A 13514-nucleotide genomic window follows, 5' to 3' on the forward strand; every position below is an offset into this window, starting at 1 on the left:
TAATCTTCTACTCAAGATTGACTATTAGCTTTTGAGTAAAACACAAGGCAATTCCTTTTTCGTAGTAAGCAGCCTCGTTAATGAAAATCGGATAAACGGTTGATTTACCTTCATACAATACCGACTCACCATCCAAAGTCAAAAACATCGGATCGCCGGGATTCAGGGCTTGATAATCTCTGGATTGCAGATGAGGATGAATCATTGCCTGAATTTCTCTGTTCTCGTTTCTGGGATAGTCGATCGCCCCAATAGTCTGATAAATAGTCAGGGGATTCTTTGCAGCAGGCATTGTGCCTTGATTGTAGGATTCTACGCAGTCTAATATCGTGCCGACAACTTGCTCAGTTTGCTGAAATAAAGACGCATCTAATACGCCTTGCGGGACTGCGCCAACTTCCAGCGTACCGCCTAATACCGAAAGCGATCGCAGCAAAGGACTATCATGATTCTTGGTTGCCGAAGCCAGTAGCTTTAGGTGGGGATACACAGAGGTTAAATAAGCTGCTAGTTGCAGGTTAAATGGATGATGGCTGGCGAGAATAAATGTTAGCCCCATGTTGGATGTGGTGCTGTGCAAATCGATAATTACGTTGGGCAGATGAGTGTTTTTTGAGCTAAAAATGCGGTAGATTTCTTTCGCCCGCTGCGCTTCATAGCTGGAGAGATGGGGATTTTCTAAATCTGGCTGTCGAAAGCAGCGGTTGAGGTCGATATCGACGTAGCGTGTCCCGATTTCGCAAGCTTTGGGATTGGCTAGCAGAGTCATTGTTTCAAAAGTCGATCGCCCAATTAACTCTGGCGCGCGATCGAATTTATTCACCAGGTAAATTCCTGTGAGTTCGTTTCCGTGGGTTCCTCCCACTATGACAACACGTTTAATTTGGTTCATAGACAAATAAATTCTTATCTTAAGGGTATCACCCTTTGTCATCTGTTGGTAAAAAACATGAGATTGAGGTTGATTATGTGTTTATATTTAGATTAGCTAAAGTTTAAGTAAGTAGGTATCACACGCAGAACTGAGAAACCCGGTTTATCTGGGTATTTCTCGTCACTAGATAAAAAATACGAACGCCACCGCGAAGAAATCGATCGCATTATAGTTTCCGATCAAACCGAATAGTAGAATAGTAGATAGCTAAAAGAGGGATTTTAGATATGGGACTGAATGAGTATTTTGATTTCTTAGCACCGGATGATATTCGCATTAAAGGACATCGCATCGGGATTGAGACGGTACTGTATGAGTATTTGTATCGAGAACGCACCCCTGAAGAAATTCAGCAACTCTATCCATCTCTAACTTTGGCCGAAGTTTATACGACTATTTTGTATTATTTACAGAATCAAGAATCAGTAAGTAGATATTTGCAAGATTGGTTGGAATGGTCGCATCAGCAGCGAAAGCTCCAAGTAGCAAATCCCCATCCTGCGACAGAAAGATTGCGAAAATTGAAAGCTGAACGGGAAAAACAATCTGTTATCCAGGGTGCTTGATCGATGGCGCTCAAATATTTAATGGACGAGAATGTTACGCCCATTTATGCTACACAGCTTCGGCGAAAACGCCCTGATTTAGTAGTTTGGGCAGTGGGCGAAATTGGTACACCCCCAAAAAGCACTCTCGATCCGGAGATTTTGGTGTGGTGTGAGGAGCATAACTTTATTTTGGTGACAAACAATCGCAAGTCAATGCCCGTACATTTGGTAGATCATCTGGCTCAAGGTGGTCATATTCCAGGGATTTTCGTTTTGAATCAGGATTTAAGTATTGGGCAAAATATTGAGGAATTAGTTTTGATTGCCGATGGTTCATTCGATGATGAATACCAAGATCAGATCGTCCATCTCCCATTAACATAAACAGGACTAATACACGGGTGGCGAGAAACCGGGTTTTTGTGAGCATGCTTCGTTACAGGCGTAGAAAACCGAAAAAACCCGGTTTCTTAGATTGTCGCGCGGGTGGCGAGAAACCGGGTTTTTGCGAGCATTCTTGGTGACAGGCGTAGAAACCCGAAAAAACCCGGTTTCTTAGATTGTCGCGGGTGGCGAGAAACCGGGTTTTTGCGAGAATTGTTGGTGACAGCGTAGAAACTCAAAAAAACCCGGTTTCTTAGATTGCGATGCGCGTACAACTCCCCACCAAGCAAAAAATCCTGTCACAATAAAATGAAGACTACCGATCGACAAAAGATATGACGCGAGAAGAGTTGTTGCAGTTAATCGACAAAGCGGCTGATGAGGGCCAGACGGAACTGGATTTGGCGGGGTTGGGGTTGGAGGAATTGCCGCCGGAGATTGGCAAGTGCACGCAGCTTGAGACTTTGGTGTTGGGGAAGTGGGAGGAAGGAGGGAAACGGGTTGGGAATAAGTTAACTGAGTTTCCTGATGCTGTTCTTCAATTAACCAACTTAAAAATACTTTCGATTGCTAACAATCAGATTACATCTATCCCAGATGCGATCGGGCAACTGTCGAATCTGACAGAACTTGACCTCAGTCACAATCAGATTACCTCCATCCCAGAGGCGATCGTCCAACTGTCGAATCTGACAGAACTTGACCTCAGTGGCAATCAGATTACCTCCATCCCAGAGGATATCGGGCAACTGTGGAATCTGGCAGCGCTTAACCTCCGTGACAATCAGATAACCTCCATCCCAGAGGATATCGGGCAACTGTGGAATCTGACATGGCTTGGCCTCAGTGACAACCAGATTACCTCCATCCCAGAGGATCTGGGGCAACTGTCGAATCTGACAGGGCTTAACCTCAGAAACAATCAGATTGAAACTATTCCTGAATGCTGGGAAACACTGCCACAAGTTAAATACCTCGATCTTCGCGGGAATCCCCTGCCCGTTTCTCCAGAAGTTCTAGGGCCCCCCAACCTGAACGAATCCCCCGGCACTCCCGCCGCCATCTTCAACTACCTGCGCCAACTCCGCAGCGGCGAAGTGCGCCCCCTCAACGAAGCCAAAGTCCTTCTCGTCGGGCAAGGCAGCGTCGGCAAAACCTCCCTGATCAACCGCCTCACCGACAACAAATACAATCCCAACGAGCCCCAAACCGACGGACTCAACATCACAGACTGGAAAATTACAGTCAACACCAAACAGGTCAAACTCAACGTCTGGGACTTCGGCGGACAAGAAATCTACCACGCCACCCACCAATTTTTCCTTACCAAACGCAGCCTCTACCTCCTGGTGTGCAACTGCCGCACCAGCGAAGACGAAAACCGCCTCGAATACTGGCTGAAACTGATCGAAAGCTTCGGGGACGCTTCCCCCGTGATCATCGTCGGCAACAAGTGCGACGAACAACCCCTGGATCTCAACCGCAAAGCCTTGCGCGACAAATATCCCAACATCAAAGCGATTCTCGAAACCTCCTGCGAAAGCGGAACCGGCATCGAGGAACTCCGCAGCGCCATCCACACGGAAATCTCCCAACTCAAAGAAGTCTACGATCTTTTGCCGCTAAGCTGGTTCCAAGTCAAGCAGCGCCTGGAAAACCTCGACAAAGACATCATCAGCATCAGCGAATACGCCACCATCTGCGCCACAGAAAAAATCTGTGAAGAAACCGACCAAACCCAACTGATCGGACTGCTGCACAACCTGGGCATTGTCCTCAACTTCCGCGAACACCCGATCCTGCAATCCACCAACATCCTCAATCCCCACTGGGTGACTGAAGGCATCTATGCCCTCCTCAGCGACGAGGCACTCAAAGTCAAAACTAAAGGCATTCTCACCCACGCCGATCTCAGTCGCATCCTCGACTCAAATAAATATCCCAGCCACCGCTACCACTGCCTCACCGGGTTGATGGGCGAATTTGAACTCTGCTTCCTAGTCAGCCATTGTCCCGCGCCGACTTTCCTCATCCCCGGCATCTTGCCCAAAGAACAACCGGAAAACACCGAACTCGAAGGCGAAACCCTGGAATTTCAATATCACTACCGCATCCTCCCCGACAGCATCCTCTCGCGCTTCATCGTCCTGATGCACGAAAAAATCCACAACTCCACCCACTGGCGCACGGGGGTGATGCTGGAGTACAGGGAAGGCGCTGAGGTGTACAACATCGCCCGGATCAAATCTGACCCGGAAGATAAGAAAATCTTTATTGCCGTTAGCGGGCGGGAATCGACGCGGCGTTCTTTCCTCAGCATGATTCGCGATACGTTTACCAAAATCCACAATTCTTTTGCCAATCTCGAAATCAGTCAATGGGTGCCGGTTCCGGGTTATCCCGATGCCGATCCGCTGGATTATGATGAATTGCTAGGGCTGGAGGATATGGGCGAGAATACAGTGCGTGTCGGCAAACTTAAACTCAAACTCGATTTGCGGCAGTTGCTGGATGGTTATGAGTCGATCGAACTTCGGCGCAGAAACCAAATGGGCGATGACAAATACGGAAGAGAATATGACGACCTTGTAGATATCGCTAAACTAGCTGTTAGTAGACCAATTATTAATAAAGCAGAAGCAAAAATGACGCAAAATTCTTCTGAAACCAACAACTTTCAAGGTGCTTTTCAAGGTGCTAACTTTTCCGGCAATATCGGCGGTTCGTCGAACCGTGCCGAAGTTGGTGGCAATCAATCCCTGCAAAACAATAACACCAATACGGCAGAAATCCTGAAACTGATTTCATCGATGCGTGAAACCGCCGATCAGTTTCCCGAAGACATCCGCGATGAGATAATTATTGATATTGAAGATGTCGAAGCGGAAATTAAGAAACCGGAAAACCAATGGAATAAAACCAAATTAAAGAAAAGGTTAACAGCTCTTGTTGCGGCGGGTACTGCGATCGCAATTCCGATCGCAGGCATGACTGATTTTGCTAATACGGCGATCGATGTCAGCAACAAACTGGGTATCGAACTCAAGCTACCGTCAGGACGCTAAATCATTTAAAATTAAGTTAATTGGGGCGCTCATCGCCCCAATCATTCCCAAAACCTCGGTGTGGCCATGCGTAAAATTGTACTATTCATTGCATCTAGTCTGGACGGTTATATCGCGCGATCGAATGGTGATATTGACTGGCTTTTTACAGACCAAAATTACGGTTACAGTAACTTCTTAGATAGCATCGATACGGTTCTCATGGGTCGGAAAACTTACGAACAAGTTCTAACTTTTGGCGAGTATCCGTACCAGGAAAAAAAGAGTTATGTTTTTACAAAAAATCTAGATTTTCAAGCCACTTCTGATGTAGAAGTGGTAACAAATTTAGAGAGTTTTGTCAATGATTTGCGCTTGCTTGAGGGTCAGAATATTTGGCTGGTGGGAGGTTCTCTGCTGATTCGCGATTTCCTGAATCAAAACTTTGTCAACGAAGTGATTCTCTCGGTGCACCCGATTATTTTAGGCGAGGGAATCCCTTTATTTGTTAATCCCCTAAATACTACAGCTTTGCAGTTAACTGGATGTCAGACATATAGTTCTGGTATGGTTCAGCTATCTTATGATGTCGCGACTTGAGGGCGCGCCCAATTGCTAAGTTGCTTGCACAATACTGTCAGTTGATTATCAAAAAAGGTAAGATAGGAATAAGTAAATTGGCTGATGATGAAATGTGTTTGCTGCTTGTTGCTATTAATATCTTTTTTCGGGGTCGCGCTTCCTGCTGAGGCCTCTGTATGCCGCAATTATCAAGGAAGCGAGATTTGCATTGTCGATATCAAACGCAGTGCAAAAAATTATTGGGAATACAGGGTAATTCTGAGTGTTGATGGAGTGAAACAGCCTCTGGAAGTCTACAATTGCCGCGATCGCACTACAGTTAAGAAAGATGGAACTGTTTTGGCGTTTGGACAAAACAACCCTGGTGAAATCGTCTGCCGTTTTTTTAATCAGAAATAAGTAAATGAAGTTATTGTAGGGTGCGCTTCGGGGTGAATGTGGCTACCACAAACTCAAGAATTTTTCCCGAAGCGCAGCCTACGTTAGAATTTGTCGTCTACTGCTGAAACGCAGCGTTCGCAAATTAGCGGATGTTCGATCGACTCGCTGACGTGAGTCGAGTAATTCCAGCAGCGATCGCACTTTTCCCCGTCTGCTTTCACTACACCAATCGCCAACTCTGGAGACTGATAACTGTACGGCAATTCCTGCAGGATTGCATTCGATTCTACCAATTCCACTTCCGAAGTAATGAACAAATAGCGCAGTTCGTCTACACCGTTGCCGGTCATTGTAGAATCGTGGGTTACAGCTATTTCAGTAGGAATTTCTGGTTTGGGCTCGATCGCCACTAATTCTGCTTGCGGGATTTCGGGTGTTTCTACAAACACTTTTTCGGCTGGGGCTGTTTGTGCGATCGCCTGTGTTTCTACAAGCACAAGCGCTGTATCTAAAGCCGGTGCGAGGACGATCGCCTTTGTTTCTGCAAGTACAAGCGCTGTACTCCGGCCCACCATATCTGCTGTCAGGAAATCAATTTGTTCTGCAATTTTTTGACGGTTGGCGGCAAACAGCAAGTGACGGAAAGCAAACCAGATTGTAAATAAGATGCCGATGACTTCCAATAAGCCTCCCAAAAGCGGAATCTGATTCATCGTATCCAAAATCGCCAGCGTTACTCGGCCCGTTACTAACACAGAGGCTAACAGCCCAAGTGTTACCAACACTTTTTGGTATTCTGTAAAAAAGTTGCCCGCGTATTCAGGCAAATTAGCTACAAACTCGGCGGCTTGATCTAAGATTGGCTGCGAATCTGAAGCCGACAGTTCAGGGACAGAATATTCTACTATCTGAGAAGGTCGATCGCCCTTTTCTATCGTTTCTGCCTCAACATAAACTGTGTTTTCTGTCAAGACTTTGGCAACTTTTGCCGCTTGTTCTTCCTGTTTATCTTGTGCTGCTTTTGCTTTCTCCTCTGCGGCTAACTCGATGACGGAATTTTGCGATCGCACATAATCCACCAATTCTTCGCTGCTGGGATTCAAAGCTTGCAATTGCTGTCTTTTCTCAACATCGGGAACGTACAATAAAACCTTAGCTTCCAAAGAAGAACCGATCGCCTTTTCAATCCTGGCTTTTTCCAAAACCTTGTTAACTTCGCCGCGCACTTGCCGCAAATACTGCCAGCGAGTAGCCAATTCTGGATTGTGCCATGAAGCATCAATTTGCACCCAGCCGGCTTCAAATACTGACTTGTAAGGAGTCGGATAGGGAAGGTATTGCCAAATATCCTCAGCCATGTGACACAAAACAGGTGCGATCGCCCTTGCTAAATTCTCCACAGCAATTGCAATCACCGTCTGACAACTGCGGCGGCGACGGGTATCTGTCGCGCTGATGTAAAGTCTGTCTTTGGCAATATCCAAGTAAAAATTTGACAAATCCACCGTGCAAAAATTCTGCACAGTTTGGAAAAATCGGGAGAATTGGAAGCTTTCAAAAGCATCTTGGACTTCCGCAAAAACCTCGCCCATTCTGTGCAACATATAGCGATCGAGTTCCGGCAATTCCTCGTAAGCAACGGCATCCTTTGCCGGATCGAAGTCGTGCAAATTACCCAGCAAAAACTTAGCTGTATTGCGAATTTTGCGGTAAACATCCGACTGCTGTTTGAGAATGTTTTTGCCCAAAGGCACGTCTGCCGAGTAGTCTACCGAAGATACCCACAACCGCAAAACATCGGCTCCATATTCCTTAATTACGACTGCCGGATCGACGACATTGCCTTCAGATTTGCTCTGCTTCCGGCCTTTTTCATCGAGCACAAAACCGTGAGTTAAAACTGTTTTGTAAGGAGCAACGCCGTTAGTTGCTACACTGGTCAGCAAGCTGGATTGAAACCAGCCGCGATGTTGGTCTGAACCTTCCAAATAAATATCAGCAGGATAGTTTAATTCCGATCGACCTTTTGCAACTGCGGCCCAAGAAGAACCGGAGTCAAACCATACATCCATCGTGTCGGTTCCCTTGCGGTAAGTGCGACCGTTATTGCGGTAAGATTCGGGGAGTAATTCGGCGATCGACAATTCCCACCAAGCATCGGAACCTTTCTCCGCAAAGATGGCTTGCACGTGGGCGATCGTTTCTTCATTTAACAGCGGTTCGTTGGTTTCTTCGTCGTAGAATACGGGAATCGGAACGCCCCAAGTCCGCTGGCGGGAGATGCACCAATCCGATCGATCGCTAACCATTGCAGTAATCCGATTTTCCCCTTGGGCGGGAATCCAATTCACCTCGGCAATCGCTTTTAGGGCTTCATCGCGGAACCCTTCAACGGAGGCAAACCACTGTTCCGTCGCCCGAAAAATAGTCGGCTTTTTCGTCCGCCAATCGTAAGGATAAGAGTGAGCGTAACTTTCCTCTTTAATCAAACAATTTGCTTCCGCAAGGGCATCAATCACTGCGGCATTGCCGTTTCCGAGGACATTTAAACCTGCGAACTGTCCGGCTTCTGCGGTGAAATTTCCGTTCTCGTCTACGGGTGTTAAAACTGGCAACCCGCAGCGTTTTCCTACTATAAAGTCTTCTTGTCCATGTCCCGGTGCGGTGTGTACTAATCCCGTCCCGGAATCAGCGGTAATGTAGTCGCCACCGGCAACGATCGGACTTTCGCGATCGAACAGCGGGTGTTTGTAGCTGCAACCTTCTAATTCTTTGCCTTTGAAGGTGGCAAGTATTTTTAATTCAGTGTTAAAAGTTGCCGACAGCCGATCGACCGCATCGACAGCTACTAACATAAATTGTTGGGCGATGTGGGAATTTGCCGGCGGTTCCACCACGGCATAAGTCAGTTCGGGATTGACTGCGATCGCCAAGTTTGCCGGAATCGTCCAGGGGGTAGTCGTCCAAATCGCCGCCCAGAGGCTCGGCATATAGCGCTTGAGCTTCGACTGCAAAGATTTTGACAGTTTTTTCACATGAAAGCCCACGTAGATGCTGCGCGACGTGTGGCCTTCGGGATATTCCAATTCCGCTTCGGCGAGGGCTGTTTTCGAGCTCGGACTCCAGTGAACAGGTTTGAAGCCGCGGTAGATGTAGCCTTTGAGCACCATTTGACCGAAAACGCCGATTTGGGCGGCTTCGTATTCGGGTTTCAGGGTTAAATACGGGTGTTCCCAGTCGCCCCAAACGCCGTAGCGCTGGAAGGATTCGCGCTGCTGTTCCATTGTTTGCTGCGCGAAGGCGGAGGCTTTGCGGCGGAGTTCGATCGGCGTAAGACTTAGCCGCTCCTCCGATTTCATGTTCTGCAATACTTTAAGTTCGATCGGCAATCCGTGACAATCCCAACCTGGCACGTAGCGGACTTTTTTGCCGCGCAGCATTTGGTAGCGGTTTATAAAGTCTTTGAGGATTTTGTTGAGGGCGTGGCCGATGTGAAGTTGTCCGTTGGCGTAGGGGGGCCCGTCGTGGAGGATGAACAAATCGCCTGGGTTATTTTCCGAGAGGCGATCGTAGATTTCTTGATCTGCCCAAAATTGTTGCAATTCTGGTTCGCGCTTGACGGCGTTGGCGCGCATATCAAACTTGGTTTTGGGCAGGTTTACCGTGTCTTTGTAAGATTTAGCTTCCATTTTTGACAAACGTTTTATGTAGTTAGTTGTTAGTAGTTAGCGGTTATTTGAGTGATGATATCAAGTCCGGTTAAATAATCATAATTAAGTTTGTAGTGACAACTTTAGTCATCTCTCGTCATTGAAGAGCTGACAACTAGATATTTTAGTATAAGCGATCGACCGCACATTAGATCGAACCAAATCCATAGAGATCTCTCTCTTCTCTTCCTCTGCGCCCTCTGCGCCCTCTGCGGTTAATCATTCATAAATCTAGGTGGCGCTACTCAGTCAGCCAACTGAACATTTCAGCGACGGTGAGATTAAAGGATTCGGCAAAGGTGGGAACGGGGATGCGATCGCCCGGTTCTTCAAAAACTGCTAAGGTGCGATCGGCAAAATAGACAAATACCAGTTCTTCTTCCGGGTCAATCAACCAGCCCATCTGGGTTCCGTGGCCGAGACTGTGGAGAATGTTGCGGACGACTTTAGTTTGACTTTGGTCGAGGGAAAGAATTTCGATTGTCCAGTCGGGGGCGATGGCGAAAGTGTTGGCTACTTCGCTGTTTTCGTCGCGGGGAATGCGTTCCCAGGTAAAGACTGCAAGATCGGGTACTGTCGATCGGCCTCCAAAGGTACAGCGCAATTCTGGATAGGCGCGGGCGATGCGTTGCGGTTTGAGTACCCGGTTAATGTCAGCACCCAAATCGCTTTGAATTGTGCTGTGTTTTCCTTGGGGCATAGGTTTCTGGATAATTTGACCATCAATGAATTCGCTGGCGGGTTTGGTTTCCGACAGTTGGAGAAATTCATCGAGACTCAAAGGTTTAGAAGCGGTTTGAACCATTATTTTTATTTGATTTAAGTTTAATTTGTATTAGTTAAGCGATCGCGCATTTAATTTATACTTACATCTCTCAAGAACAGGCAAGATGCCTGTTCCACAAAGAGTAAATTTGCTTGTGGGGTGGATTTCTTTAAACTCTTGTGGGGTTGGCCATCCTAGCCCGCCCAAAAGCTCAAATTTTAAGGTTCAACCACTTATTAGCCGCCATTCCGGTTATACAAATAGTCCCAACCCGCGGCTAACGGCATTTCCCATGCGATCGCACAATGACGCGGCCGGCACTCCCTGTCCTTCCTGTTCCCATTTTTCCACGAGTTGGCGGCCTAGGGGCGTGAGGCGAAAACTGTCGGTAATCCCTTGTCCGTCTACTTCCCGTCGCAACACGCCGACTTGGATCAGCCACAGTAGCGAGTTTTCGGCTACGAGTTCGGATACGGGCGATCGAGTGTAGCCGCTTTCGACACCGGAATTTGAGGCGATCGCAGTTAGGAAAACACTGTTATCGCGGATGGTCTGGAAGAAGTGTAATTGAAAAGGGCTGCACCGGACGGCGCGATCGGCTCTTTTGACAGTGCGATCGGGATAACTAATAGATTTAAACGCTTCGGATGGGATAAAAGTCATTGCGAGAAACTGGAAATAGGTACTATATTTTTTATTGTTACAGATTTATAGTCAAAGTGCAGTTGTGAAAAATCTACTAAAGTTATGGGGTTGAACAAAAATGTTTTTAGGCATAAACTTTTCTGAGTTCATAACTGTCTGAGGCTTGTGCATTTCCCATCAACTGGTTTAGAGAAACCCTGGCTGGTAGCTTGAGAGAAGAAGTAGAATGAACTTAACTGCGTTGGAAAGGAAGAAAGATTATGCCTTTACCGAAAGTGCCTCAAAAATTCTTGCCCAAGTTAACCTCAGTTTTTTTATTGTTATACGTGGCGGCAACACTGCCGTTGCTTGCCAATCGCCTCACTTCTTTTGCTTATATTGTTCAAGCGGCTGTGCAGAAAAAGCAAAATGCAGAAAATGAAGCAACAGAGAGTTTGAGGCAGGCGATTCAACCTAATTTTTGGGATGCGACTATTTACCAAACTCTCGGCTTTCACTTCAGCGATCGGGGAAAATCAGAGGAAGCGATCGCAGCTTACCGCCAAGCCATCCAAATAGATCCAAACTTTGCCGCAGCTTATGAAAATCTGGGTGGTGCACTGTTTTTGCAAGGCAAACCAGATGAAGCAATCGCAGCTTACCGCCAAGCAATTCAAATCGATCCAAACTTTGCCGAAGCTTATAAAAATCTGGGTGGTGGGCTGTTTTTGCAAGGCAAATTAGATGAAGAGATCGCAACTTACCACCAAGCCATCAAAGTTAACCCTCAGTGGGTTTGGGCTTACAACAAACTTGGTAATGCGCTGTCCTACCAAGGCAAACTCGATGAAGCGATCGTAGCTTACCGCCAAGCCATCCAAATAGATTCAAACTATGCCGAAGCTTATAACAATCTTGGTAATGCGCTTTTCAACCAAGGCCAACCACAGGAAGCGATCGCAGCTTACCGCCAAGCCATCCAAATAGATCCAAACGATGCCGAAGCTTACAAAAATTTAGGTTGGATTTTACATAAACAGGGAAGATTAGACGAGGCGATCGCAGCTTACCGCCAAGCTATTCAACTCAACCTCAAGAATAACCAAGCGGACAACAATTTCACCGACAGGATAAGCGCATCCCTCCAAAATATTAGGGTTAATTTATTAATAAAAGAAACCAAGCGGCTCTTAGCTATGCGGAAAAATCCGCAATTTTCCGAAATTCCTGAGCGATTGCCCAGTTTAAAAGATGAACCTTTAGTTTCATTAAAGCGCTCTGTTGTCCGAGTTATTATTAAAAATTCTCCCGAGTTACAGTCGGTTACTGGCTGGGTAGTAAAACGGAAAGGAAACAAAGCTTGGATTGTGACCAAGCGCTTTGTGAAAACGAGTGACCCAACTAAGCTCCAGAGTGCTCCTGAAATCGAAGTTGAATTTTATAGTAAACCGACCTCTGGCGAATTCCGTAAGCGGAAACCCGCTAAGATTGCTAAAAATACTGCTGCCTCTGACAAGCTAGATTTAGCTTTACTTGAAGTCACGAACATTCCCAAGGATATTAAGCCTTTAGCCAGATCCTCAGCCTCTGTTCCCCTCAACTCACTTACCCAGATTATTGGATATTCTGACGACACCAATGATGATTGGACAGTTGCAACAGGAAAAGTCCTCAACAAGAGCGATCGAGAGTTACAAATATCTGCAATTTCAGTTATAGTTAATGCTGGCAGTCCCGTATTAGATCGGCAAAATCGCGTTGTTGCCATTGGGCAGGGAAGTCGTTATACCATTAGCATTACTCGATCCCAGAATCAAGAGCCGATTCGACGACCTGCTACCAATACTGCTCTTGCTTTTCCGATACAATTAGTTACAAAACAACTGAAAGATTGGGGTATTGATTAGGAAACTGCTGTCCAGTAAAATTGCTAATTCAATCCCTGACTAATAAAGGCAGACTTAACTAATCATCCCCTCAATTTCTGGATCGGTAAACCCAAATTGTCTGAAAATCCGCAACACATAAGCTGGTGACATTTCCCCAGCACCGATATCAATCGGAACAATCCTTTTTCTGCCTTCAATTTCACGCATATACAAACTATGATCCCCTTTCCCCTCTCGGTAAAACTGACATCCGTTTTGTTCTAAAATCTTAATTAATGCTTTAGGTTTTAAAGATGGAATGTTTTTAGGCATAAACTTTCCTTAACTCATAACTATCTGAGTTTTCGGTATCTTCTAAAGTCAGAAACTCGTGTAATTCATTAATAGAAAGAGGACTGAGATGAACATCAGACTCTGATTCATAAACTTCGGAAAATGACTCAATAGCTTGTTTTAGTTTATCAATTGATTCTTCGGGAGTATTTCCTTGTCCCACTAAGCCATTTTCTAAACACAAAGAAACCCAATAATTAGCACTTTTTTTGAGAATTACAGTGTAGAAATCAATCATATTTTATTGAGAAATTAGTTTTAATGGACTCAGCCAATTTTGAAAACACACTAATAATTTAACACACAGTCGCCGATCGGA

General features: G+C 46.0%; 12 protein-coding genes. 6 read left to right on the forward strand and 6 right to left on the reverse strand.

The genetic code is table 11. The features are described 5' to 3' along the window. Positions 1-7 precede the first annotated feature (7 nt). The gene (locus tag QT979_RS03820) at positions 8-892 is read right to left on the reverse strand and encodes an aspartoacylase (RefSeq protein WP_333213431.1); all 885 of its coding nucleotides are present in this window, start codon (positions 890-892) and stop codon (positions 8-10) included. A gap of 269 nt (positions 893-1161) precedes the next feature. Between QT979_RS03820 and QT979_RS03825 the strand changes: the two genes are divergently transcribed. From QT979_RS03825 to QT979_RS03845, 5 genes are all read left to right on the forward strand, one after another. Further along, positions 1162-1500, forward strand: a complete 339-nt coding sequence (locus QT979_RS03825; protein WP_333308242.1) for a DUF433 domain-containing protein — start codon at positions 1162-1164, stop codon at positions 1498-1500. A gap of 3 nt (positions 1501-1503) precedes the next feature. After that, the gene (locus QT979_RS03830) at positions 1504-1866 is read left to right on the forward strand and encodes a DUF5615 family PIN-like protein (protein WP_333308244.1); all 363 of its coding nucleotides are present in this window, start codon (positions 1504-1506) and stop codon (positions 1864-1866) included. A 335-nt stretch (positions 1867-2201) separates the two neighbouring features. Further along, a complete protein-coding gene (locus QT979_RS03835) occupies positions 2202-4931 on the forward strand; it encodes a leucine-rich repeat domain-containing protein (protein WP_333308246.1) in 2730 nt (909 codons plus the stop codon). 66 nt (positions 4932-4997) lie between these two features. After that, positions 4998-5510, forward strand: coding sequence for a dihydrofolate reductase family protein (locus QT979_RS03840; RefSeq protein WP_333308248.1), 513 nt, complete (start codon positions 4998-5000; stop codon positions 5508-5510). 84 nt (positions 5511-5594) lie between these two features. Next, entirely contained in the window at positions 5595-5891 is a 297-nt protein-coding gene (locus QT979_RS03845; protein ID WP_333308250.1) for a hypothetical protein, read from the forward strand. A gap of 83 nt (positions 5892-5974) precedes the next feature. Here the strand turns inward: QT979_RS03845 and ileS are convergent, their stop codons facing one another. From ileS to QT979_RS03860, 3 genes are all read right to left on the reverse strand, one after another. Continuing rightward, complete coding sequence (gene ileS / locus QT979_RS03850) at positions 5975-9562, reverse strand: isoleucine--tRNA ligase (protein ID WP_333308252.1); 3588 nt, start codon at positions 9560-9562, stop codon at positions 5975-5977. A 262-nt stretch (positions 9563-9824) separates the two neighbouring features. Beyond that, complete coding sequence (locus QT979_RS03855; protein ID WP_333308254.1) at positions 9825-10388, reverse strand: Uma2 family endonuclease; 564 nt, start codon at positions 10386-10388, stop codon at positions 9825-9827. A 213-nt stretch (positions 10389-10601) separates the two neighbouring features. Continuing rightward, on the reverse strand, positions 10602-11012 hold the full coding sequence (locus tag QT979_RS03860; RefSeq protein ID WP_333213439.1) for an Npun_F0494 family protein: 411 nt from the start codon (positions 11010-11012) through the stop codon (positions 10602-10604). 242 nt (positions 11013-11254) lie between these two features. On the opposite strand from QT979_RS03860, the gene QT979_RS03865 reads away from it, so the two are divergent. Then, on the forward strand, positions 11255-12880 hold the full coding sequence (locus tag QT979_RS03865) for a tetratricopeptide repeat protein (RefSeq protein WP_333308256.1): 1626 nt from the start codon (positions 11255-11257) through the stop codon (positions 12878-12880). Between the two features lie 54 nt (positions 12881-12934). On the opposite strand, the gene QT979_RS03870 is transcribed toward QT979_RS03865, so the two are convergent. After that, on the reverse strand, positions 12935-13174 hold the full coding sequence (locus QT979_RS03870) for a type II toxin-antitoxin system HicA family toxin (RefSeq protein ID WP_333308258.1): 240 nt from the start codon (positions 13172-13174) through the stop codon (positions 12935-12937). Beyond that, complete coding sequence (locus QT979_RS03875; RefSeq protein WP_333308260.1) at positions 13167-13433, reverse strand: type II toxin-antitoxin system HicB family antitoxin; 267 nt, start codon at positions 13431-13433, stop codon at positions 13167-13169. The genes QT979_RS03870 and QT979_RS03875 overlap by 8 nt, the downstream gene beginning before the upstream one ends. Positions 13434-13514: the final 81 nt, after the last annotated feature.

The sequence above is a fragment of the Microcoleus sp. w2-18bC1 genome, assembly GCF_036700365.1.
Taxonomy (GTDB): Bacteria; Cyanobacteriota; Cyanobacteriia; order Cyanobacteriales; family Microcoleaceae; genus Microcoleus.